This is a genomic window from Clostridium sp. DFI.5.61 (assembly GCF_024462915.1).
GTDB lineage: Bacteria > Bacillota > Clostridia > Oscillospirales > Oscillospiraceae > Lawsonibacter > Lawsonibacter asaccharolyticus.
Genome location: NZ_JANGBZ010000050.1, coordinates 1 through 22,253, shown reverse-complemented (window position 1 = coordinate 22,253; position 22,253 = coordinate 1). Strand labels below are relative to the sequence as shown.

Genomic DNA, 22,253 nt, shown 5'->3' with positions numbered 1-22,253 from the left:
GGGGCGCCCGCAAAACACGGCCGCCCCATTCTTATTTGAAACTTGAGGTACCCCAGTGAAAAGTGAATAAATATCTGACTCACTTGGTTGGTTTAAAGTCGACTCAGGAGACCATTGGATATGAACAGTTCTATTAGTCAGTCACTGAGGTCCTATTGTCCGAACATGTCAATAAAGCGTTTGACACAGCCAGAGTACATGACACTGCTGTTCCACATCATAGTAGGATATGATTTTGCGGTTATGCCCCGGATCGGCTTCGAGTAAAGCTCATGTGAGCCGATTATATTCACAAGTGCCGGAGGCAAAAAACTAATTCCAAATCCAGACTGTACCATCTGAAGAGCCATGGGGGTATCATAACACTGGCAGACGACATTGGGAGAGAAACCATTGCGCTGACACTCATTAATAAGGTAATTGTTGTAGCTCCAAAGGTCATCGCTGCGCAGCAGGCACATTGGGACATCTCGGAGACGCTCGATAGGAATATAATCCAGTCCGGGTGCAGGATCTAGGCTCTCTGTCAAAATGACTTCCAGTGTTTCTTCACCGAGTATGCGTTCCCATGAGCCGGAGATTTCACTTGTAGTCCCCCGGAGAAATATCACGTGAAGATCGCCATTGCTCAGATCTTTCAAAAGATCCCCGGGAGTTCCCATGCGGATGTAGTACTCTACATTGGGGTATTCCGCATGATATTTCTTTAGAAAATCCAAGGTGAAAGAAATAGTGGAATAGATTGATCCAAGTTTCAAGCAGCCCCGCAGCCCCTGGTCAATGTCCCGCACACTGTCGATCATGGTGTGCATGCTTTGGAAGATATGCTTACTTTGGACATAGAGGCTCTGCCCTGCTTCGGTCAGTTCTATTCCCTTGTTTGTACGCAGGAAAAGGCATACTCCCAGTTCGTCCTCTAAAAGTGCGATTTGGCGGCTCACAGGTGGCTGGGCCACATGGAGCTCCTGAGCGGCCTTCGAGATACTTTTTAACCTTGCCGCAGTAGTAAAATACTCCAATTGCCTGAAGTTCATAGTGGCATACCTTCTTTATATAACAAATATACGAATTAAGTACTTTTTATTATAACACTTATCTGTTAGAATTCAATATATCAAGGCGAGAAAAAGGATTAAAAACTAGACATCTTGCTGACACATATTTGAAGAAGAAAGGAGAACCATTATGACCCCAGCACATCTTGACATGGACAAGTGCATGACCATTCACTTGGACTATGAACTGCCTGAATATCCCGCTTTTGAAGAGGGCTACCGCCGTGCCCCCCGCCGTGAATCCCATCTGACTGAGGCCGACAAGATACTGGCCATTAAGAACGCCCTGCGCTATATCCATCCTGATCATCATGAGCAGATGGCAAAGGAGTTTGCCCAGGAACTGGAGGAACACGGCCGTATCTATGGATACCGTTTCCGGCCGGAGGGAAAGCTGTACGGCAAGCCCATCGACGAATATAAAGGCAACTGCATCGAGGGCAAAGCGTTCCAGGTGATGATCGACAACAACCTGGACTTCGAGGTGGCGCTGTACCCCTATGAACTGGTGACCTACGGCGAGTCCGGACAGGTGTGCCAGAACTGGATGCAGTACCGTCTGATCAAGAAGTACCTGGAGATCATGACGGACGAGCAGACTTTGGTTGTGATGTCCGGCCATCCTCTGGGCCTGTTCCACAGCCATAAGCTGGCTCCCCGCTGTATTATCAGCAACGGCCTGATGATCGGCATGTATGATGACCAGAAAAACTTCAACCGTGCGGCAGCCATCGGGGTTGCCAACTACGGCCAGATGACCGCCGGAGGCTGGATGTACATCGGTCCCCAGGGCATCGTGCATGGCACCTTTAACACCCTGCTGGGTGCGGGGCGCACCAAATTGGGTATCCCCGAGGACGGGAACCTGGCCGGCCGCCTGTTCGTGTCCGCCGGTCTGGGCGGTATGAGCGGCGCCCAGGGCAAGGCTGCGGAGATCGCAGGTGCCGTTTCCATCATTGCTGAGGTGGACCTGTCCCGGATCATGACCCGTTACAACCAGGGCTGGGTGAGTGCGAAGTCCGACAACTTGGATGAGGTCCTGAAAATGACTCAGCAGAAGCTGGCTGCCAAGGAACCCTACGCCATCGCCTATCACGGCAACGTGGTGGACCTGTTGGAGTACCTGTATGAGAAGAATATCCATGTGGATCTAATGAGCGACCAGACCTCCTGCCACATGGCGTACGACGGCGGATACTGCCCGCAGGGATTGACCTTCGAACAGCGTACTGAGATGCTGGACAAGGACCCCGAAGGCTTCGCCAAGCTGGTTGACAAGTCCCTGAAGCATCACTATGAGATGATCTGCAAATTTCACGAGAAGGGAACCTATTTCTTCGACTATGGCAATGCATTCCTGAAGTCGGTGTACGACGCCGGCGTGCCTGCCGAGAAGATTTGCAAGAACGGCGAGAATGACTTGGACGGCTTCGTATTCCCCTCCTATGTGGAAGATATCCTCGGCCCCTTCCTGTTTGACTATGGCTATGGTCCTTTCCGCTGGTGCTGTCTGTCCCGGAAGGAAGAAGATCTGGATAAGACCGATATGGCTGCCGCCGAGTACATCAGGGCACACAACCGCCGCTATCAGGATCACGACAACTACATATGGCTGCGTGATGCGAAAAAGAACAAGATGGTAGTAGGCACGCAATGCCGGATACTGTACTCCGACGCCATGGGCCGTATGAACATTGCCCTGAAGTTCAATGAGATGGTCCGCAAGGGCGAGATCGGGCCCGTTATGCTGGGCCGCGACCATCATGATACTGGTGGTACCGACTCTCCCTTCCGTGAGACTTCCAATATTAAGGATGGCTCCAATATCATGGCCGATATGGCCACCCAGTGCTACGCTGGAAATGCTGCCCGCGGCATGAGTCTGATTGCCCTGCACAACGGCGGCGGTGTTGGTGTGAGCAAGTCCATCAACGGCGGCTTTGGTATGGTGCTGGACGGCTCCGAGCGGGTAGACCAGATTTTAAAGATGTCTATGCCTTGGGATGTTATGGTGGGGGTTGCCCGTCGTGGCTGGGCCGGAAATCCCAATTCGCTGTCAACAATCGCTGAATACAATAAACTGTACGAGGGTCAGGACCATATCACCCTGCCCTACTTGGCAGATGACAGTATTGTGCATAAAGCACTGGAAGATATCTGAGATCAAACTTAGGAGGTATCGAACGAAATGAGATTGACAGAGAAGGAACAAGCCATGCTGAATGGCGAAATGGGACCAGGATTTGCCCGGGCAATGCGGGTCCTGGTAGGGATCGGGAAAGCTTTCGGCGCTGAGCGTATGGTACCGATCAGCCGGGGGCATATCTCTCTAAGCAACCAGGAGGGTGACCTCTGGTTTGTTTCGAAGCTGCTGGAGGAGCAGGCACATTGTATGGTGCCTCCCACGGTCAATCCCGCCTATGACTATGAGTATTTTAAGACGATTTCGAAATTAGATGAGGAAAATGAGCGCACACTGAAGAGCACGATCGATGTTTATCGGAAGCTTGGCGCCATCCTCACCTTTGACTGCACCCCGTTTTTTGAAAACAATGTCCCCCGCTTTGGAGAAATCTGTTCTTTCTCCGCTTCTGGCGGCGCAGTATATGTCAACTCGGTGCTGGGGGCCCGGACAAATCGTGAGGCTGCTCAGAGCGCTATGTGTGCGGCCATTACCGGTGTCACACCCGAATACGGACTGCTGCTGGAGCAGAATCGGGCAGGCGATGTCCTTATTCAGGTAGAGGCCGATGTGGACAGTGAATACGATTATGAGCTGCTGGGTTATATTACGCCTAAAAAGATGGGCCAGGCATACCACTGCCCTGTGTTCAATGGTTTGTCCAAGCAGACCACGTCGGAACAACTGATGGACCTGGGTACTCAGTTGAATATCCATGGGATCGTCCCCATGTTCCATGTGGTAGGCGTAACACCGGAGGCGGCAGATGTCCACACTGCCTTTTTAGGGCGGAAAGATCCCCCTGTGGTCACCATCACGAATGAAGACTTGGCTCAGGCCAGAGCGGAGATCTCTGCCGGCACTGGAAAAGCGGACTTCTGTATCTTGGGCTGCCCCCATTTGACCATCAACCAGGTGGGTTCCATCGCGAAGATGCTGGATGGTCAGCAGCTGGCAGGTCAGCTGTATATCTTCACCTCTACCTCCACCAAGGAGCTGGCGCAGCGGATGGGCTACCTGGATATCATACATAAAGCTGGTGGAGAAATCGTTATCAACAGTTGTGTGGATCAGCCATGCTGGTCGCATCTGTATGGGATGAGCGGCGTGACGGAATCGCCTAAATGTGCCTACTATACTAAGCGCTGGAACATGACATTTACTGTCAAGAGTATTCCCGCCTGTATCCAATCTGTGCTGAAGGGGGAGATCGTATCATGAAGGATGAGAGACTGCTGAAGGGTGAGCCGATTGCCAGCGGCATTGTTGAAGGCGAGATCCTGGTGTCAAAAGATCCGATCAATTTCTATATGGTAAGCCCGGAGAAAGGTACCATCATTGAACAGGATCATGCACTGACAGACAAAGTGATTGCAAAGAAAATCATCGTGTTTCCTATTGATAAGGGCAGCTCTGTGGTGCAGATGGACGGCCTGTATCAGATGTCCAAGTTTGACAACAAACCTGCGGGATTCATTGTGCTGGATCTAAGTACTGTTCTGGTGTCTAATGCGATTATTATGGATATCCCGCTGATCCGGGTGGATCAGCAGACCTATGACAAATTCTGCGAGGGGCAGAGAGTGAAAATGGACGGAGACTCTGGCGAAATAACGATCCTGGCGTAAAAAACGCACTGAAAAAAGGAGAGAATCGCTATGACACCCAATCAAATCACAATGCTGATAATCCTGATCGCCTATATGGCGGTCGTGCTTGCTGTGGGTCTTTATGCATCCCGCAGGGTAAAAGGCTCTGAAGACTTCCTTTTGGCTGGCCGGTCCATGGGCCTGTTTGTCCTGGTGGGTACTCTGTGTGCTACCCAGCTGGGCGGCGGCAACATCATCGGAACCTCTACAAATGGCTATAATCAGGGATTGTCCGGCATGACATTCGGCGTTTCTACCGGCCTCGCCATGCTGGTGCTGGGTCTGCTGATGGCAAAGCCCATGCGTAAAATGGGACTGTGTACGATCAGCGACTTCGTTTATAACCGCTACCAGTCCAACACTGCGCGTGTCCTCACGAGTGTATTCTCCTTTGCGGCTCTGGTCGGGATCCTTGCCGCCCAGGTCGGTGCCATCTCCAAGGTGCTGACTGTATTTGGAATCAACACTACAGTAGCAGCTGTGATCGCTATCTGTGTGATCATTCTTTATACAGCCTTTTCCGGCATGTGGGGAGTGGCCCTCACCGACGTGATCCAGCTTATCGTCATCTTCATCGGGGTCCCCCTGACTACGTTTATTGGCCTGATTAAAATTGGTGGTTGGAGCGGACTGGTTGAAAAACTGTCCACCATGAACGTTCCGGGCGGCATTGATACTTACATGAGTCCCACCGGCATCGGTCTTGCAGCAATGGCGTCCATCGCGCTGCCGATGATCGCCTATGAAATCATCGGTCAGGATTTCTACCAGAGACTGCTCTCTGCAAAGAATGAACGAATCGCAAAGACCGGCTGTATCATTGCCGGCTGTATTCTGATGGCAATGGGCGTCAACAGCGCTATAGACGGTATGCTGGCCCGTGCCTTCCTGGGCGATACCCTGACTGAGGTAAGCGCCATCGCCTCTCTGGCTGTGGAGGTGCTGCCCACCGTGGCTGCCGGCATTGTGATCGCTGCTCTGTGTGCTGCCGTCATGTCCACTGCTGACTCTCTGCTGCTGGCTTGCACTTCCCATGTAGTCAACGACATCTACCTGGGTGCTATGGGTAAGTCTGCCAGCGATGAAAAGAGTTCCAAGACGATTCTGCGGATGTCTGTGGTGACTACCGTAGTGGTCGGTATCGCATCCCTTTTCGTGGCCTTGGCCATCCCTGGCATCATTGAGATCCTGGACTATGCTTATACTTTCTATGCCAGCGGTCTGGTCGCCCCTGTTCTCTTAGGCCTGTTCTGGAAAAAGGGCAACGCTTTGGCAGCAGTTTCTTCCATCGTTGTAGGTGGCGTTGTCTCACTGCTGTGCGTATTTGGTATTCTTCCCATCCCGGTGGATGCTATTATCGTTGGTATGAGTGCCTCCTTTATTGATTACGTTGTGGTCGCTCTGGTAACTGGAAAGAAAGAGGGCTGAATCCAACTGTATCAAAGCGTCATCAAATAGGCGTTACCATCCATTTTGCTAGGGAGGAGGCGCATGTGCGTCTCCTCCCTCTTGAGAAAGGATCGAACTATCATATGGAACGAGTGCTGCTCTTCAACATCGGCGTTCTTGCCACTCCGCTGGGATACGGACCCAAAGGCGGGGCAGCTCAGGGCGCCATCCAAATCCAAAGAGATGCGTGGGTGCTGCTAGAAGGCGAACGGATTTTTCAGGTTGGGACTGGCACCCCTCCCGACATAGATGCTGAACGGATAGATGCAGAGGGAGGACTGGTCACGCCGGGCCTTGTGGACGCACATACCCACCTGATTTTTGGCGGTTGGAGACAGAATGAGCTTGGTATGAAACTCCATGGTGTCCCCTATCTCGATATCCTTGCCCAAGGCGGCGGTATCCTTTCTACCGTCAAAAGCACACGGTCGGCCAGCGAAGAGGAGCTGACAGAGAAGGCGTCCCTGGCGTTAAGTGAGATGCTGTCCTTCGGCACCACCACCTGTGAGGCCAAGAGCGGATATGGCCTTACGACCGATGAGGAGCTAAAACAGCTTCGCGCGATCCAAAAGTTACAGGAGGGGCATGCCGTGGACGTAGTGGCCACCTTTATGGGGGCCCATGCACTGCCTTCTGAGTATAAAGGAAACCGGGACGCATATATCCGTCTTTTGTGCGAAGAAATGATCCCAGCAGTTGCGGAACAGAAAATCGCTAAGTTCTGTGATGTGTTCTGCGAAACAGGCGTATTTAATGCACAAGAGAGCCGAAAGATTTTGGAAACGGGCCGCAAATATGGCCTGACTCCCAAAATACATGCAGATGAAATCGATCCGATTGGTGGATCTGTCTTGGCCGGAGAGCTGGGTGCGGTCTCTGCGGAACATTTAATTGTCTGTCCGCCTGAAGGAATCTCCAGTATGGCAAAAGGGGGCACAGTAGCCTGCCTTCTGCCGGCTACTAGCTTTTACCTGGGGGCCGGTTTTGCGCCTGCACGTTCGATGGTGGAAGCTGGAGTGCCGGTTGCCATGGCATCAGATTTCAATCCTGGCTCTTGCCCATGCTTGAATATGCAGTTTGTTATTGGACTGGGATGCCTGAAGTACAAGCTTACGCCGGAAGAAGTGCTAACAGCTGTCACGCTTAATGGTGCTGCCGCAATTGGGATGGCTGACCAAATCGGCTCTGTGGAAGTCGGAAAACTGGGCGACCTTGTGGTTTGGGACGCACCGGATTTGGACTACATCTGCTACCGCATTGGAAGCAATTTGGTCAAAAAAGTTATCAAAAGAGGCCGAATGGTACCGTAGAGCCATGAACAGATACTACAGCGCCAATCGGAGGCTCAAAGCCCGTTTGCTGTTGTGCAGACAGCCAAATGGAAGTACTCAAACAGCTAGACTGCGATTTTAACTAACAGAGGAAGTTTTGCTAAAAAATATGGGCTTTCACTTAAAATGGACAACATAAGTTCTGTACGAAAAAAACGGTATATATTACAGATATAGAGTTCCAAATATCCTATTTTTATATATCAACTTTCCGTGTTGTTGATTTTTTGATCTACAAAATTGAGCAATATTTGCTTTATTACATTACACAAAAGCCGTCCGGCGTTCAAATCGGGCGGCTTTTTTGCATGGATAGGCGGGAAGGAGGTGGAGAAATCATTACAGAAATTCATCCCGTAAAATTGCGCAACTTTCACGAAAAGGAGGTTGGTGAATAGCCGATGAAAAATTGAACAAAGGCCCCGGGGAGGGTGAACCAGCTAAGCGCGGCAAATGTACCCGAAGTGCCGCCCTCCATCTCGGAATACACTGTCCAGCCAGCGGGCAGCAACAGCAGAACATGCCCCCGCCCCAGCAGGAGACTTCGGTTCCCTGCTTTTTATTTCTCCCCCTCTGCACCGGAAATTCATACCGGCGTGCCTGATGAGCGGGGATTTGTGGAAGCGATTTTTCAAGGCTGTGCGTTCCTGCCACAAGAGCCGACGATATTTGAGATGGAACGCTAGGCAGAATATCTCTGTGAATTGCTATCCTGTTACCAGCAAGTCTTTTGCCCCTTTCTCAGAGACAAAAAAGCGGCCTGCCCCTCCAGGGCGGAGGCACGCTGGGGGCATCGTGCGCTGCATATAAAGGGGACGAATACAATGACGCATCGGGAAGCCCTGTCCGCAGCTCATTCTCCTTGCCGATGTTTTTCGCCTTTTCTATAAGTGATTCTCTCACATAAAAGCCGCTCCGTTGGGCATGGATAAAGCAGACATTCACTGCAGAGGATCAAAGGAGGCTTTTATGGGATCTATCTGGTCTCAGACCTGCTCTATTGGGCGCAGGCCGCCCCTCCGGGGGCATTTGAAAACTCAGGCCGCAGTGGTAGGGGCGGGGATGGCCGGGGTGCTGACGGCCTATGCCCTCCAGCAGGCCGGGCTTTCAGTCGTTGTCCTGGAGGCCGGCCGGATCGCCGGCGGGCAGACCCAAAACACCACGGCCAAGATCACCTCCCAGCACGGCCTGATCTATAGCAGGCTGATCCAGTCCTTTGGGGAGGAGACCGCCAGGCGGTATGCCAAAGCTAACCAGGATGCGGTCCGGGCCTATCAGGACCTGATCGACGTCCAAGGCATTTCCTGCGACTGGGAGGAGCGATGTGCCTATCTCTACGGCCCTGACGTCACTGTCTTACAGGAGGAGGCGGAGGCCGCCCGGCGCCTGGGCCTGCCGGCCTCGTTCACCAGGGAGGTCTCTATCCCCATCCCCCACGATGGGGCGGTCCGCTTTGAAGGGCAGGCACAGTTCCACCCACTGAAATTCCTGAAAGTGCTGGCGGACCAGCTGACCATCTACGAGCAGAGCCGGGTCCTCACCGCGGAGGGTGACCTCCTGACCACAGAGCTGGGCTCGGTCCAGGCGGAGCACATCGTTTTCGCCTGCCATTTTCCCTTTGTCAACTTTCCGGGGATGTATTTCGCCCGGATGCACCAGGAGCGCTCCTATGTGCTGGCCCTGCAGGGCGCTCCGCCTGTGGACGGCATGTTTCTGGGAGTGGGACGGGACACCTTCTCTCTCCGCACCTATGGGGAATTGCTCCTGCTGGGCGGCGGAGGCCATCGCACCGGCGAGAACACCGAGGGGGGCCAGTATGACCTGCTCCGGCGGAAGGCCCGGGAGTGGTTCCCCCAGAGCCAGGAGACCGCCCACTGGTCTGCCCAGGACTGCATGCCCCCTGACCATGTGCCCTATATCGGCCCCTACTCCTCCGGCCATCCCGGCTGGTATGTGGCCACTGGGTTCCAGAAGTGGGGTATGACCTCCTCCATGGCGGCCGCCACCCTCCTGTGTGATATGATCCAGGGCAGGGACAACCCCTATGCCGGCCTTTTCTCTCCCAGCCGTCTGGACCCCGCGGCGCTGCCCGGCATCCTGACGGAGGGCGGGCAGGCCGTCAAGAGTATGGTCAAGCGATTCTTCCAGATCCCAGCAGAGGCGGCCAAAGATATCCCGGCCGGACACGGCGGGATCGTGTTCCTCAACGGGAAAAAGGCCGGGGTCTACCGGGACGAGTCGGGGGCGCTCCACCCCGTGGACATCCGCTGCCCCCACCTGGGCTGCCAGCTGGAGTGGGACCCGGACGAGAAGACCTGGGACTGCCCCTGCCACGGCTCCCGGTTCGACTGCCTGGGCCGGCTCATCTCCGGGCCCGCGCAGACAGACCTGGACTCCAGTCTCCGGACCGGCCGGCGGTCTTTACCGCCATCAGTCGAGCGGTCTCCATAATGATCGATCTGGTTCGGAAGGGCTTGTCCCTCCGCTTTACCAACCAGGCCGCAGCGCTGGTGTGCGGATCTTCGGCGGATGTCCGCCCGATGTCTCTTCTCTTCACGGCCTGGGGCCAGCGGCGCGCCCCCTCCTCCCCAGCTGCGGCGGGGGAGGAGGGGGCGCTGGTCCGGCTGGTCTGAAAAAACTTTTGTGAGTCTGGATTTTCCCCTTGCATTGCACGCCAAGTTGTGGTATATTATACAGGATGAAACCCATGCAGGTGTAGTTCAATGGCAGAATGTCAGCTTCCCAAGCTGAACACGGGGGTTCGATTCCCCTCACCTGCTCCAAGTCGGAGCAAACGTCTATCGTTTGCTCCGACTTATTTTATAAGTCAGAGCGCACTCATTTTGCTGCTCATCCTTTACAAATCGAATCCGCTGTGCTGAGCTTGCAGTTGGGGCCGCCCTGCGGGCGATGTTTTTGACTGCAAAATTTGGCGGACCGCTTGCCCGGACTGGAGGAGTAGAGTATAATAGATGCGGGCCCGGTCGAAGACACAGGATGGTTCCAAAGATCTGTAAAATGAGTTGACGAGGCGGGCAGGATATGGTATAATTTAAACAGTAATTATTCTCATTAAGAAACTAAAGGAGGAAATCATCATGCCTGAACTGAAGGGAAGCAAGACAGAACAGAACCTGTGGACAGCCTTTGCTGGGGAGTCCCAGGCCCGCAACAAGTACACCTATTTTGCCTCCAAAGCGAAGAAGGACGGTTTTGTCCAGATCTCCAAGATCTTTGAGGAGACCGCCGCCAATGAGAAGGAGCATGCTGAGATCTGGTTCAAGCTGCTGGGCGGGATCGGTTCCACTGCGGAGAACCTGGCCGCCGCTGCTGAGGGCGAGAACTACGAGTGGACCGATATGTACGCCACCATGGCCAAGGAGGCCGAGGAGGAGGGCTTTGACCACATCGCATTCCTGTTCTCCGAAGTTGCCAAGATCGAGAAGGAGCATGAGGAGCGTTACCGCAAGCTGCTGGCCAACGTGGAGGGGGGCCTGGTGTTCTCCAGAGACGGCGATATGATCTGGCAGTGTTCCAACTGCGGCCATATCCATGTGGGCAAGCAGGCGCCGGAGGTCTGCCCCGTCTGCGCTCATCCCCGGGACTACTTCCAGCTGAAGGCGGAGAACTATTGATCTGCTGATCCATACATATCTCTAAAAGGACGCGCCTCGCATTGAGGCGCGTCCTTTCTGCGTCTGGTCAGTTCTCCTCCGGACCGGCCGGGGGCTCCAGCCCGATTTTGCGGTAGTAGTCATTGAATAGGATCTTCTCCGAATAGCTGCGGATATACCGGGCCTCCCAGTAGGTGTCCTGGGCGTAGTTTTCCGGCACCTGCGCCCCCTCATTTGGGGTGAAGGTGTCCGTGTCCGCATTGTAACGCCCCAGTTCGGTGAGATAGCTGTAATCGTTAAAGATGACTAGCCCAGGGGCGTCGGAGAGGATATCCCGGCCGGCCAGCAGGCGGGAGTCATATTCCAGGCCGAACAGATTGGACAGGGTGGGGATGATGTCCACGCTGTAACAGGGCTTGTCTACTACCACAGGCTCCTCCATGTCACCGGACCAGAGGATCAGCGTGGAGCGGTACTTCTCAAAGGGATCGGCCTCCGTCCCTTCCCCCGCCAGCTCGTCGATGGCGCCGGTGCCGTCCAGGCCATAGGGGTAGTGGTCCCCGGAGAGGACGATCACGGTGTTCTCCAGCTCGCCGGCCTCCTCCAGCGTCTTGATGGTGTACTCCAGAGCCTGGTCCAACTCCATGTTGCAGGCCAGATAGGCCCGGGCGGCCTCGCTCATGTCCAGATCCGCCACCTCATCCCGGTGCTTGGCGGACATGGCGTTGCCCGCGAAGCTGTAATTCATGTGGCCGCTCACCGTCATATAGTAGTTGTGGAAGGGCTTCTCTCCGGCCAGAGCCTGGGGGAGGGTCAGCTGCATCATCTCCAGATCGGACTGGGGCCAGGTCATGGCCACATCCAGCCCGGTGTCACAGGCGTAGAAATCATAGCCCAGGTTGGGGTGGGAGAGGTTGCGGTCATAGTAGTTGGCTGTATTGTTGTGGTAGGCCAGGGTGGGATAGCCCAGGGCCCGGAGCTGGTTGCCCATGGAGAAGTACATGGAGACCCCGTTTTTTCCTGCATACCGCTGGGAGGCATTGACCTGGTTGGTGGGGATCAGGCCGGTGGTGGCGGCATACTCCCCATCCACCGTGGAGTAATACCACAGGGGGTTGTAGAAGTTCTCAAACACAAAGCCGGAGTGGGCCAGCTTGTATAAGGTGGGGGTGTACTGCTCGTTCACTGCGCCGATCCAGAAAGCCTCGCCGGTGAAAAGGAGCAGATTCTTGCCCTGGAACATACCGGTGTACTGATTTTTCTCCGTGGGCGTCCGGTCCCGGAAATACTCGTGCATGTCCTTCAGGGTGCTGTCCGTCTCGTTGGCGATCAGGGCGTCGAAGTCGATGTCCATGACATTGGGACCGGAGGCGGCGGGGGTCTCCCCTTCCTCCGGCTCCTCCGGCTGGACAGAGACATTCCCCGGGGCCAGCGTGGAGACCGAGCCCTCACCCGGGTCGGGGCGGCTGGGTTCCTCCAGGCCAAAGAGGGTCTGCTCGATATCCAGCCGCAGGGTGGTGGCCAGGCCGAAGTGGGAGACCGTCAGGTCTGGGACAAAGGTCTCTCGATAGATCTGGCGGGTCGTCATGATCCCGCCGGTGGGCAGGGCGATCGCCAGCACTGCTGCGGCCTGCACGATGATCACGCCGCCGATCACTCCCAGCAGCACCCGGCCGTCCGGGCGGTTCAGGAGGGCGAACCGTGGCTGGAAGAAGTACACCACCAGAGGGACGGCCAGCAGGAGCAGGGCGGGCAGGGCCTCCCAGATGCCCAGCAGGGTCTCCTTCCAGTAGCTGCCCAGGGCCTGACCTGCCATGTTGAAGGACTTGGTGACCAGCACGGTGGCAAAGATCGTGTGGTACACCGACTGGATCATGTACCACAGGGTCAGCACGCCAAGCACGGCGAAGCCGGCCTTGCGGTTCCCCTTCTTGCCCCAGAGAGAGGTCAAAAGGGCACACATCCCGGCCAGCGGCAGGGAGAAAAGCAGGATATAGACCAGCCCCACATCAAAAAAGGGCCGGACATAGAAAGCCCGGTAGATCCCCTCCAGCCAGAGGATAGAGCCCAGGAAAAACAGGAGCGGTTTTACGATGTCCCAGGGAGTTTCTCTCCGATACATGATATCAAATCCTCGCTGCTCTGCCCGACCCGGGGCAGATGCTTGATCTCAGTGTGCGCGGACCCCAGGCGGCCCGCAGTGCTTACCTCTTTATCATACCTCCTGCCGGGACTTCTGTCCAGAGGGTTCTCCCTTTTTCTCTGCCCTGTTTCCCGGGGAATAGGGATGACGGCCGAGTCCCTCTGTGATATAATAGGGAAACAACAGGGAAACGGGTTTGCTTGTTCCCAAAACGGACATACTGACCACTGTATCGACAGAAGGGGAGGACCACCATGACCTTTGAGGAACTTTACCGCACTATGCTGAAGCAGGCTGTTGAGAAGGGCTCCGTCCAGGCAGATGATCTGGAGGCCAGTGCCGGGCATCTGGACTGCCTGCTCCACCCTCAGGACCACCCCTTGGTCTGGCCGCTCAACCCCTGCACCTGTCCCAAAGAGGAGACACACTGCGCCGCCGCCTGCCTGTTTGACGCCATCGTGCGCAGGGACGACGGTACGCTTGCCGTGGACCCGGACCGCTGCTCCGGATGCGGCGCCTGTATCCAGGCCTGCCAGTCTGGAAACCTGACTGCCAGCCGGGACGTGCTGCCTGCCCTGGACGCAGTCAAGCATGCCAAAGGGCCCGTCTACGCCCTGATCGCCCCTGCCTTCCTGGGCCAATTCTCCACTGTGGTGACGCCGGGCCGGCTGCGCTCGGCTTTCAAGCTGCTGGGCTTCACCGGGATGGTGGAGGTGGCCCTCTTCGCGGACCTGCTGACGTTGAAGGAGGCGCTGGAGTTTGACCGGAACATTCACACAGAGACGGATTTCCAGCTCACAAGCTGCTGCTGCCCCATGTGGATCGGCATGATCCGAAAGCTGTATCATGAGCTGATGCCACACGTTCCCGGGGCGGTATCCCCTATGATCGCCGCCGGCCGGACGGTAAAAAAGCTGCACCCAGATGCGGTCACCATCTTTGTGGGGCCCTGCATTGCCAAAAAGGCGGAGGCCCGGGAGGCAGACCTGGCCGGCGCGGTGGACTATGTGCTTACCTTCCAGGAGATGCAGGATATTTTCCAGGCGGCGGATATCCACCCGGAGCTGCTGGAGGAGAGCGAGCGGGACCACTCCTCCCGAGCGGGGCGGATCTACGCCCGTACCGGCGGAGTCAGCGAGGCGGTTCGGACCACGGTGGCCCGTCTGCACCCGGAGCGGCCCATCCAGGTCCGGACCCGGCAGGCAGACGGCGTGCCGGCGTGCAGGGCGATGATCGAGGACATCCGCTCCGGCCAGCACCAGGCGAATTTCTTTGAAGGGATGGGCTGTACCGGCGGCTGCGTAGGCGGGCCGAAGGTCCTGCTGGACCGGGAGACCGGACGGGAGAATGTAGACCGTTACGGAGACGAGGCGGAGTTCAGCACTCCGCTGGACAACCCCTATGTCCTCAAGCTGCTCCGCCTGCTGGGCTTTGATACGGTGGAGGAATTTTTGGAGCAGAGCGATATTTTCATCCGGCATTTTTAAAGGAAGCACAGAGCGCAAGGGCAGGGCTGTGATCTTCCGGCTGTCCCCGGCAAAAGTCCGTCCCGGCTCCTAGAGCCGGAAAAGGGGGGAGAGCAAAAAGGAGCGGAAGCAAAAGAGGAAAGACATCTGCACAAGCAGATGTCTTTCTTTTTGTGAAGGGCGGTTAAGACTGATATTTCTGTCAGAAACGAAAAATGCCGCCCGCAGGGCGGCCCACCAACTGCGAGCCCAGCACAGCGGGTCGCAGTTGGAAAGGAGGAGCAGCGGCGTGAGCGCGCTCTGACTTATAAAATAAGTCGGAGCAAGCGATACAAAGCTTGCTCCGACGTGGTGCGCGAGGCGGGACTTGAACCCGCACGTGCGTAATGCACACTAGAACCTGAATCTAGCGAGTCTGCCAATTCCACCACTCGCGCATGGGGGACTGCGCTCTTCAGCGCAAGTGGTATCATACCATATAAGGGCCTGCCTGTCAACACTTTTTTGGCCCTCCCTGGATCTTTTGTTTGTCCCCGCCCGCGAGAGCGGGGACAAACGGAGGGCTTTCCGCTGGGAGCCGGAGAAAAGAGGGACTTTTGAGCGAGCAGAGGGATCGGCCCGCCCGGGCCAAGGAGAGGCCGGGATTCAGGTGGATGGGGTGGAGCCTGCCAGGCGGTTCTCCGGGTAGCGGCGCAGATCGATGTGGCTGATGACAAAGAGCTCATAGAGGCGGGCCAGAATATCCCAGGTCTCTCGGTCCAGCTCACCAGTCTGGGGCAGCATAGCCTTCTCCTGGAGCCACTGGGTATTCCGGACCGAAGCAGCATCGTGGATGCCGTCGATGGACTCCGGCTCCAGCCCATCCAGGACATGGGAGAGGCTCTGAAACATGGCCTGTACCGGGAGAAGGTAGTTGTGGGAGGAACCGGCCTGAACTTTAGCACTGGGAGGAAAAGCACGTATCTGTCTGGGATCGGCAAGCTCTCGCTCCAGATCCAGCCACTCGTCCAGAATGGCCTGCCAGGTCTCACGGTCCACCACGCCGGTGACAGGGGGGTGGAGCTCCCGCTGGAAGAGCATCACCGCCTCCAGGGTACGCTCCCCGAACACACCGTCCGGGACCAGAGCGGGCAGAAAGTCATAGCGCAGAGACAGGCGGTTCAGCATATACTGAAGACTCCGTATGGGCTGGGCCACCATCTCGCGTTCCAGCTGCTGTAAGGTCATGACAAGGACACCTCCTGTTGATCCGACTGCCCCAAACGCAGATCGGTGCCGGGATGCTGCCCGAAGCGGGGCGTCTCACTGTGTCCGCTGACCGCCGCCAGGGTCAGGTCCACCAGCGAGGGGATGAGCTCGGAGGCCTGAAAGGGGAAGCGAGCCACATCCTGTTGGAGCACGGCTTCCAGGCTGGCGAACTCACGGTACAGGGCGTCCCAGGTGGCTTCCCCCACTACGCCGTCGGGGAGGAGGTCAGTCTGCCGCTGAAAGGACTGGACCGCATTGGCGGTGGAGGGGCCGAATACGCCGTCCACCGTCAGCGGGGGGATGACCTCATCAAATTCAGCCAGTACGGCCAGCATGTACTGGAGGACCTGAACCTCGGTGCCGGTGTCCCCCTCTCGGAGGACGCCAGGGTACTGGAACTGGACCTTATAGAAGGTCTGCCCTTCGCTGACCAGCTCAGAGAGCCGGGTGACGCCCACATAGAGGTAGACCAGCTTATACCAGGTGGCCTTTCCCACCACGCCGTCTGACGCCAGGTTGAAGATGCGCTGGAACTGCCGCACGGAGTATTCGGTGTCTTCCCCGAAGATGCCGGTGACGGGCTTGATCTTGGGGATGGCGGGGTAGTTCTGGGAGATGCGGTTCAGGCTGGTCTGGACCACGGCCACCTCCTCCCCCACAGAGCCCAGCCGCAGGGGGCTGCCGGGATAGGACTGGGTGATGTCCTGGATGGGGGCGTTGACCACCAGCTCGATGTCGTCCCCGTAATAGTGGCGGAGGATCTCCATGGAGTTGTAGCCCGTCTGGGCCATCTCCTGGCTGCCCCACTGGGAGAGCCCGTCACAGGTGGAGGTGGTCCCGTTGCAGAACTTGGCGGAGAGGGGCTCCACAAAGCCCTGACGGCGGATGTAGTCGTTGAAGATCTCGTCCACCACTGCGCTGATGCTCTGGAAGAAGCTCCTTCCCCGAATGAACTTCTGGTCATAGGCGGTGGTGTTGGTGATTTGGAAGTTGTAGCCCCGGCTGGGGTAGAACTCGGTATAGACCCGGTTCAGGGCAAAGGAAATGATAGCCAGCACATTGGCCCGGATCGTGGAGAGCTCCCAGGTGGGATAGATCTCACTGGAGGCTACGTTTTTGACGTAGTCGGGGAAAGAGACCGTCACATTTTCTGCCCACTGGTCGGGCAGGCCCAGATGCACCGTGATGGTGCTGGGGATGTAAGGAAGGACGATGACCGGCATAGGGACACCTCACAGATTCTGAGGGGAGGTGTTCAGGATGGAGCTGTCAACAAGACTGTGCTGCCCCTCGGCCAAGGGGATGAGCTCCATGTCCTGGTCGGTCTCTTCGCCGGAGAAGATCTGGACGCCGTCCACCCGCAGGGCGGTGTAGCCTGGGTGTTCCGCCCAGACCTGGCAGACGGAGAAGGGGACCATGTCCTGGGTGGGACCGGTGCTCTCCCAGCGGGGGGGCGCAGGGATGGTGAGGGGCTGGACCCGGCCCTCACGGTCGGTGATCTGGACAGACAACAGGTGATATTTCCCGGTCGGGCTGATCTGGGTCACCACAACAGTGGCGTCCTCGATGGGGAGCTGCGCCCGGGAGGTATAGACTCTGATCTGCAGAGTCCCAAACTCTTCCTCCATATGGAGCCTCCTTCCGGCGTGATGGTGCGCCGTTTACTGGACCATCCTATGCCGGGACCGCGGAGCGGGTTCCCCTGTGGAAAAAAGATGCCCGCCGGGGCAAAAACGCTCCCGGTCGGGCATCTTTTTTCCACAGAAACCGCATCTGCGGTGGGTTTCCCTTTTTTTCTACACAGACATACCATATAATGTGGATAGATTTTTAAAAAAGGAGAAATGGGCACAATATGATGGAACTTAAGATCGCGTCAAGATCCTTGACGGACGAGGCGGGGAAACTGCGCCGCCTCCACTATTTTCTGCTGGTGGACGAGCTGGAGGCGGGGAGCTTCTTCTGCGAACAGTACGGAGTGAAGATCGCGGAAGAGGACGGAGACTGCGCGCAGATCCGGGGCATCACCACCAGCGCGGTGCGCATAGACGAACTGATGACCACACTGGTGGAGCAGCAGGTCAGCCCTACGGTGCTGGAGGATGTGGTGCAGGACTGGCTGTGACAGAGACACAGATCAGCATATCCCACGCCTCCCTCTCAGAGAAACGCTGTTATTTTTTCTTTCCCCTGTGGTCGATGCGCTGCATCAGCGCCACCAGCAGAGCGATGGCGCCCAGGACCACAAAGATGCCCAGCATTCCCTGCCCCATCATTTCCAAAGCATGCGTAATATTTTCCATGTTCGAATGTCCTCCTTTTTACTCCATCACAGGATGGGATTGTTGGCAAAATACTGAAGCACCACACCGCCGGCCACCACAGAGGCGATCTGGCCGGAGACGTTAGCCGCCACCGCGTGCATCAGCAGGTGGTTCTGGGAGTCGGCCTCCTGACCCAGCTTCTCGATGACCCGGGAAGACATGGGGAAGGCAGAGATGCCGGCCGCACCTACCATGGGGTTGATCTTGTTCTTGGGGGTGAAGATATTGAGTACCTTGACGAAGAGCACGCCCACCATGGAGTCCAGCACAAAGGCCACCAGGCCCAGACCCATGATCATGATGGTCTCCTTCTGGACGAACTGATCCGCTTTCATAGAGAAGGCGATGGTGATGCCCAGCAGCAGGGTGATCAGGTTGGCCAGCTCATTCTGGGCGGTCTGGGAGAGGGAGGTGAGCACGCCGCACTCCCGGATCAGGTTGCCGAACATGAGGAAGCCTACCAGCGCCACGGAGGAGGGAGCCACCAGGCCGGCGATGACGGAGACCACGATGGGGAAGAGGATGCGCAGGCGCTTGGATACGCCCTGGGCCCGGTAGGGCATGCGCATGGCCCGCTCCTTCTTAGTGGTGACCAGCTTGATGGCAAAGGGCTGGATGATAGGTACCAGAGCCATATAGGAGTAGGCAGCCACTGCGATGGCCCCCACATAGCGGGAGTCGAGGATCTGGGAGACCAGGATAGAGGTGGGGCCGTCTGCGGCGCCGATGATGCCGATGGAGGCGGCGTCCTTCAGGTCAAAGCCCAGGGCCGCAGCCAGGAGGATGGTGAGGAAAATACCGGCCTGGGCGGCGGCGCCGCACAGGAACAGCTTGGGGTTGGCCAGCAGGGGACCGAAGTCGATCATAGCGCCGATGCCGATGAAGAGCAGGATGGGGAAGGCCTCGCTGGCCTCGATGCCAACCTCAAAGAGCCACTGGATGATGCCGTGGGTCTCACCCACGCCCTCGCTGAACTGATTGATGACGCCGGACAGGGGCAGGTTGACCAGGATGGCGCCGAAGCCCATGGGCAGCAGCAGGGCGGGCTCAAACCCCTTCTCGATGGCCAGCCAGATCAAAAGGCCGCCCACGACGTACATCAGCAGCTGCTGCCATGTGATAGACAGAAGCCCCTCCCAAAGAAATTCCATGCTTTCTTCCTCCATTTCTTTATAGTATGTGTACCCTTTCGGAGAAAAATCGGCCCGCGCCCGGCAGACAGCCCGCAAAAAAAGACCTGCGTTCCCATTGGAACGCAGGTCTGGTCATTTCAGGAAAAACCAGAATGGAACAAGCTCCATCCATGCTTGTTGGCCTTTCCGCGCGGGAACCGCGCCGACTACTCCCCTTTGTATTTACGGATTTTATCATCTTCCCCTGGGGCTGTCAAGAGAAATCTCCGCTTTTTTCACCATGCAGAAACGGCGGGCCATTCACCCCAGGGAGCGGGTCCGGAGGTGCCCCAGGCCGCGGCCGGGCAGGGGCAGCCTGACGGTGAAGAGGGTGCCGGAGATGGCGGAGCTGGAGACGGAGATCCGGCCCTGATGGCCGTCTACGATGCTCTTGGCGATGGACAGCCCCAGACCGTAGCCCCCCTGGCTCCTGGCCCGGTCGCTGTCAGTGCGGTAGAAGCGCTCGAACAGGCGGGGCAGATGCTCCGGAGGGATGGCCTCGCCGGTGTTGTGGACGGAGAGGACTGCCTCGTCTCCCTGGGGGCGGAGGATCAGTGAGGCCGAGCCGCGGGGCCCGGCATACTTGACCGCGTTGTCCACCAGAATGGCCACCAGGCGGCGCAGCTGCTCCGGATCGCCCAGGAGCTCCAGATCAGGCGTGATCTGGCTGTCCAGGGCCACGCCGGCCTCAAAGGCCACCGACTCAAAGGGGAGCAGGGCCTCCCAGGCCAGGTCGCTGAAGGACACCGTCTGGAGACGGAGGGGAGAGCGCCGGTCATCAGAGCGGGCCAGGAAGAGCAGGTCCTCCACCAGTGACTTCATCCGCTGAGCCTCTGCCTGGATGTACTCCACCCACTTGCGCTGTCCATCAGCCATGTCTCCGGAGTGGGCCAGGAGGATGCCGGCGTTGGCCAGGATGACAGTGAGGGGGGTCTTCAACTCGTGGGAGGCGTCGGCTACGAACTGCTTCTGCTGCTGCCAGGACCGCTCGGCGGGGCGTAAGGCCAGGGTGGAGAGGAGCAGGGAGATGACGAAGAAACAGGCCAGCCCCAGCAGCCCCACCAGCAGGCACGTCCGCAGCAGGGCCAGAAGATTTTCCCGCTCCCAGGTCCGGTCGGCAAAGGCCAAGCGGACCGCGCCTCCCTCCGCATCCTCCCGGAGATAGCGGAGGGAGGAGACGGTGCCATCCCGGCGGCCGTCCTCCAGAGCGGCCTGGGCGGCCTGTTGGGCCACTTCCAGAGAGACATCCACTTGGTCTCCGTCGTTGATAGCGGTGACCACGCCGTCCTCCACTGTGACGGTGAACACCGGGAGCAGGGAGCGCTGAGCGCCCTGGCCGCTGGAGGGGCGGCGGGACCCATCCAGGGGAAAAGCGATCTCCGGCCGGAGGGGACTGCCTTCCTCTCCCCACATCAGGGCGGCACGCATGGCCAGCAGGCTCTGGTCCTTCAGGCGTTGAGCACTGCTTGCCATAAAGACCCCAAAGACCATAAGGAGGACCAGGGACACCAGCAGCATGTTCACCAGAATGAATTTGCGCCGCAGGGTACGGATCATGGCATGCCCCCTCCGCCAAAGCTGCCGGGCTCATCCGAGGTAGTGAGGAAATAGCCCACCTTACGCACGGTGCCGATGGAGACCTGGGAGGCCAGGAAGGACAGCTTCTTCCGCAGGAAGGAGATGTACACTTCCACATTGTTGTCCTCCGCCTCCGAGTCCAGCCCCCACACCTTGGCAATGATGTCGTCCTTGGGGGTGACCAGCTTGGCGTTCTGGAGAAGCAGACGCAACACCTCGAACTCCTTGAAGCCCAGCCGCACCGACTTGTCTCCCCGGCGCAGGCAGTGGGAGGAGAGGTGGAGGGACAGGTCTCCGAAGGCCAGCTCCTCGGACACCACCTCCCCCTGGCGGCGGGTGAGGGCCCGGACCCGGGCCAGCAGCTCGGAGGTGTCAAAGGGCTTGGTCATGTAGTCGTCCGCCCCGCAGTCCAGGCCCTTCACTTTGTCGGAGATCTCGTCACGGGCGGTGAGCATGAGGATGGGAGTGGACACGTGGGCGGAGCGGAGGCGGCGGGCCACCTCCAGCCCGTCCAGCTTGGGCAGCATCACATCCAGGACGATGACATCGTACTGGGCGGTGAGCGCATAATCCAGGCCGTCGGCACCGTTGTGGACCTGGTCCACCTGATATTTCTGCTCTGCCATAATCTGGGCCAGGGCCTCCGCCAGCCGGACCTCGTCCTCCACGATCAGGATACGCATAATGGGCCTCCTTTCCCAATTGGGCTCTGTTTTTTCTCACTATACCACAAAAAACTGAAAATGCCCTGAAAAATTCAGAGTAATTTCAGCTTCTCCTGTTATACTGGCCCCAGAAGAGCATCAAGGGACAGGGGGGATACTCGTGCGTTATCGCGTGGTGACCACCGTGGCCGCGTTGCTGCTGTGTCTGGGCCTGATCGCCTGCTTTGTCCCGGGAAGCGTCCCGGCGGCAACATCTGGGGAGGGAGACAGCAGGGCGGCCCTGACAGCGGAGGACCGGTGATGCCTCCTGTAAAAGGGACCCGGGGGGGGGGGGGGGGGGGGGGGGGGGGGGGGGGGGGGCGGGGGGGGGGGGGGGG

At 57.6% G+C, this 22,253-nt stretch carries 20 protein-coding genes and 2 tRNA genes; 12 read left to right on the top strand and 10 right to left on the bottom strand.

Features of this window, described 5'->3' with window-relative positions:
• Positions 1 to 152: 152 nt before the first annotated feature.
• A complete protein-coding gene (locus tag NE584_RS15695; RefSeq protein ID WP_050624449.1) occupies positions 153 to 1,034 on the bottom strand; it encodes a LysR family transcriptional regulator in 882 nt (293 codons plus the stop codon).
• 151 nt (positions 1,035 to 1,185) lie between these two features.
• On the opposite strand from NE584_RS15695, the gene NE584_RS15690 reads away from it, so the two are divergent.
• The 9 genes from NE584_RS15690 to rbr all read left to right on the top strand — a co-directional run bounded on the left by NE584_RS15690 (position 1,186) and on the right by rbr (position 11,301).
• Positions 1,186 to 3,216 (top strand): urocanate hydratase, encoded by a 2,031-nt coding sequence (locus NE584_RS15690; protein ID WP_050624450.1) that lies wholly within the window; start codon positions 1,186 to 1,188, stop codon positions 3,214 to 3,216.
• A gap of 27 nt (positions 3,217 to 3,243) precedes the next feature.
• A complete protein-coding gene (locus tag NE584_RS15685) occupies positions 3,244 to 4,458 on the top strand; it encodes an aconitase X catalytic domain-containing protein (RefSeq protein ID WP_050624451.1) in 1,215 nt (404 codons plus the stop codon).
• Positions 4,455 to 4,865, top strand: a complete 411-nt coding sequence (locus tag NE584_RS15680; protein ID WP_050624452.1) for a DUF126 domain-containing protein — start codon at positions 4,455 to 4,457, stop codon at positions 4,863 to 4,865. The genes NE584_RS15685 and NE584_RS15680 overlap by 4 nt, the downstream gene beginning before the upstream one ends.
• A 30-nt stretch (positions 4,866 to 4,895) precedes the next feature.
• The gene (locus NE584_RS15675) at positions 4,896 to 6,314 is read left to right on the top strand and encodes a sodium:solute symporter (protein WP_108982061.1); all 1,419 of its coding nucleotides are present in this window, start codon (positions 4,896 to 4,898) and stop codon (positions 6,312 to 6,314) included.
• Between the two features lie 104 nt (positions 6,315 to 6,418).
• The gene (hutI, locus tag NE584_RS15670; protein ID WP_050625472.1) at positions 6,419 to 7,645 is read left to right on the top strand and encodes an imidazolonepropionase; all 1,227 of its coding nucleotides are present in this window, start codon (positions 6,419 to 6,421) and stop codon (positions 7,643 to 7,645) included.
• 990 nt (positions 7,646 to 8,635) lie between these two features.
• Positions 8,636 to 10,117 (top strand): FAD-dependent oxidoreductase, encoded by a 1,482-nt coding sequence (locus NE584_RS15665; RefSeq protein WP_256183210.1) that lies wholly within the window; start codon positions 8,636 to 8,638, stop codon positions 10,115 to 10,117.
• Positions 10,117 to 10,299 (top strand): hypothetical protein, encoded by a 183-nt coding sequence (locus NE584_RS15660; protein WP_050624455.1) that lies wholly within the window; start codon positions 10,117 to 10,119, stop codon positions 10,297 to 10,299. The genes NE584_RS15665 and NE584_RS15660 overlap by 1 nt, the downstream gene beginning before the upstream one ends.
• A gap of 76 nt (positions 10,300 to 10,375) precedes the next feature.
• Positions 10,376 to 10,449, top strand: a tRNA-Gly gene (locus NE584_RS15655).
• Positions 10,450 to 10,764: 315 nt separating this feature from the next.
• On the top strand, positions 10,765 to 11,301 hold the full coding sequence (gene rbr / locus NE584_RS15650) for a rubrerythrin (RefSeq protein WP_050624456.1): 537 nt from the start codon (positions 10,765 to 10,767) through the stop codon (positions 11,299 to 11,301).
• A gap of 67 nt (positions 11,302 to 11,368) precedes the next feature.
• Here rbr and NE584_RS15645 read toward each other — a convergent pair whose 3' ends face one another.
• The gene (locus NE584_RS15645; protein ID WP_050624457.1) at positions 11,369 to 13,402 is read right to left on the bottom strand and encodes an LTA synthase family protein; all 2,034 of its coding nucleotides are present in this window, start codon (positions 13,400 to 13,402) and stop codon (positions 11,369 to 11,371) included.
• A 275-nt stretch (positions 13,403 to 13,677) separates the two neighbouring features.
• On the opposite strand from NE584_RS15645, the gene NE584_RS15640 reads away from it, so the two are divergent.
• Entirely contained in the window at positions 13,678 to 14,910 is a 1,233-nt protein-coding gene (locus NE584_RS15640; protein WP_256183208.1) for a [Fe-Fe] hydrogenase large subunit C-terminal domain-containing protein, read from the top strand.
• A 328-nt stretch (positions 14,911 to 15,238) separates the two neighbouring features.
• Here the strand turns inward: NE584_RS15640 and NE584_RS15635 are convergent.
• The 4 genes from NE584_RS15635 to NE584_RS15620 form a co-directional block, all read right to left on the bottom strand.
• Positions 15,239 to 15,326: transfer RNA gene (locus NE584_RS15635), tRNA-Leu, on the bottom strand.
• A gap of 208 nt (positions 15,327 to 15,534) precedes the next feature.
• Positions 15,535 to 16,116: a peptidoglycan-binding protein gene (locus NE584_RS15630; RefSeq protein WP_050624459.1), complete on the bottom strand. Its 582-nt coding sequence runs from the start codon at positions 16,114 to 16,116 to the stop codon at positions 15,535 to 15,537.
• Complete coding sequence (locus NE584_RS15625; RefSeq protein WP_256183207.1) at positions 16,113 to 17,360, bottom strand: peptidoglycan-binding protein; 1,248 nt, start codon at positions 17,358 to 17,360, stop codon at positions 16,113 to 16,115. Before NE584_RS15625 ends, NE584_RS15630 begins: the two co-directional genes overlap by 4 nt.
• 9 nt (positions 17,361 to 17,369) lie before the next feature.
• Positions 17,370 to 17,765, bottom strand: coding sequence for a hypothetical protein (locus tag NE584_RS15620; RefSeq protein ID WP_050624461.1), 396 nt, complete (start codon positions 17,763 to 17,765; stop codon positions 17,370 to 17,372).
• 227 nt (positions 17,766 to 17,992) lie between these two features.
• Here NE584_RS15620 and NE584_RS15615 point away from each other — a divergent pair, with 227 nt between their 5' ends.
• A complete protein-coding gene (locus NE584_RS15615) occupies positions 17,993 to 18,262 on the top strand; it encodes a DUF6514 family protein (RefSeq protein WP_256183206.1) in 270 nt (89 codons plus the stop codon).
• A gap of 49 nt (positions 18,263 to 18,311) precedes the next feature.
• On the opposite strand, the gene NE584_RS15610 is transcribed toward NE584_RS15615, so the two are convergent.
• From NE584_RS15610 to NE584_RS15595, 4 genes are all read right to left on the bottom strand, one after another.
• On the bottom strand, positions 18,312 to 18,440 hold the full coding sequence (locus NE584_RS15610) for a sodium pump decarboxylase gamma subunit (RefSeq protein ID WP_108981459.1): 129 nt from the start codon (positions 18,438 to 18,440) through the stop codon (positions 18,312 to 18,314).
• 26 nt (positions 18,441 to 18,466) lie between these two features.
• On the bottom strand, positions 18,467 to 19,612 hold the full coding sequence (locus tag NE584_RS15605; RefSeq protein ID WP_050624463.1) for a sodium ion-translocating decarboxylase subunit beta: 1,146 nt from the start codon (positions 19,610 to 19,612) through the stop codon (positions 18,467 to 18,469).
• 282 nt (positions 19,613 to 19,894) lie between these two features.
• Positions 19,895 to 21,190 carry a cell wall metabolism sensor histidine kinase WalK gene (locus NE584_RS15600; protein WP_256183205.1) on the bottom strand — a complete coding sequence of 432 codons (1,296 nt, stop codon included), beginning with the start codon at positions 21,188 to 21,190 and terminating at the stop codon, positions 19,895 to 19,897.
• Positions 21,187 to 21,894, bottom strand: coding sequence for a response regulator transcription factor (locus tag NE584_RS15595; RefSeq protein ID WP_050624465.1), 708 nt, complete (start codon positions 21,892 to 21,894; stop codon positions 21,187 to 21,189). Before NE584_RS15595 ends, NE584_RS15600 begins: the two co-directional genes overlap by 4 nt.
• A 142-nt stretch (positions 21,895 to 22,036) precedes the next feature.
• Between NE584_RS15595 and NE584_RS15590 the strand changes: the two genes are divergently transcribed.
• Positions 22,037 to 22,177 (top strand): hypothetical protein, encoded by a 141-nt coding sequence (locus NE584_RS15590; RefSeq protein ID WP_256183204.1) that lies wholly within the window; start codon positions 22,037 to 22,039, stop codon positions 22,175 to 22,177.
• The last annotated feature ends 76 nt before the right edge of the window (positions 22,178 to 22,253 follow it).

Bases quoted from the DNA above. Each gene is read 5' to 3' on its own strand.
- NE584_RS15630 (WP_050624459.1), bottom strand. From the start codon at position 16,116: ATGACCTTACAGCAGCTGGAACGCGAGATGGTGGCCCAGCCCATACGG.
- NE584_RS15625 (WP_256183207.1), bottom strand. From the start codon at position 17,360: ATGCCGGTCATCGTCCTTCCTTACATCCCCAGCACCATCACGGTGCAT.
- NE584_RS15595 (WP_050624465.1), bottom strand. From the start codon at position 21,894: ATGCGTATCCTGATCGTGGAGGACGAGGTCCGGCTGGCGGAGGCCCTG.
- NE584_RS15660 (WP_050624455.1), top strand. From the start codon at position 10,117: ATGATCGATCTGGTTCGGAAGGGCTTGTCCCTCCGCTTTACCAACCAG.
- NE584_RS15610 (WP_108981459.1), bottom strand. From the start codon at position 18,440: ATGGAAAATATTACGCATGCTTTGGAAATGATGGGGCAGGGAATGCTG.
- NE584_RS15645 (WP_050624457.1), bottom strand. From the start codon at position 13,402: ATGTATCGGAGAGAAACTCCCTGGGACATCGTAAAACCGCTCCTGTTT.
- NE584_RS15600 (WP_256183205.1), bottom strand. From the start codon at position 21,190: ATGATCCGTACCCTGCGGCGCAAATTCATTCTGGTGAACATGCTGCTG.
- NE584_RS15605 (WP_050624463.1), bottom strand. From the start codon at position 19,612: ATGGAATTTCTTTGGGAGGGGCTTCTGTCTATCACATGGCAGCAGCTG.
- NE584_RS15620 (WP_050624461.1), bottom strand. From the start codon at position 17,765: ATGGAGGAAGAGTTTGGGACTCTGCAGATCAGAGTCTATACCTCCCGG.
- NE584_RS15685 (WP_050624451.1), top strand. From the start codon at position 3,244: ATGAGATTGACAGAGAAGGAACAAGCCATGCTGAATGGCGAAATGGGA.
- NE584_RS15695 (WP_050624449.1), bottom strand. From the start codon at position 1,034: ATGAACTTCAGGCAATTGGAGTATTTTACTACTGCGGCAAGGTTAAAA.
- NE584_RS15615 (WP_256183206.1), top strand. From the start codon at position 17,993: ATGATGGAACTTAAGATCGCGTCAAGATCCTTGACGGACGAGGCGGGG.
- rbr (WP_050624456.1), top strand. From the start codon at position 10,765: ATGCCTGAACTGAAGGGAAGCAAGACAGAACAGAACCTGTGGACAGCC.
- NE584_RS15680 (WP_050624452.1), top strand. From the start codon at position 4,455: ATGAAGGATGAGAGACTGCTGAAGGGTGAGCCGATTGCCAGCGGCATT.
- NE584_RS15675 (WP_108982061.1), top strand. From the start codon at position 4,896: ATGACACCCAATCAAATCACAATGCTGATAATCCTGATCGCCTATATG.
- NE584_RS15690 (WP_050624450.1), top strand. From the start codon at position 1,186: ATGACCCCAGCACATCTTGACATGGACAAGTGCATGACCATTCACTTG.
- NE584_RS15640 (WP_256183208.1), top strand. From the start codon at position 13,678: ATGACCTTTGAGGAACTTTACCGCACTATGCTGAAGCAGGCTGTTGAG.
- NE584_RS15665 (WP_256183210.1), top strand. From the start codon at position 8,636: ATGGGATCTATCTGGTCTCAGACCTGCTCTATTGGGCGCAGGCCGCCC.
- hutI (WP_050625472.1), top strand. From the start codon at position 6,419: ATGGAACGAGTGCTGCTCTTCAACATCGGCGTTCTTGCCACTCCGCTG.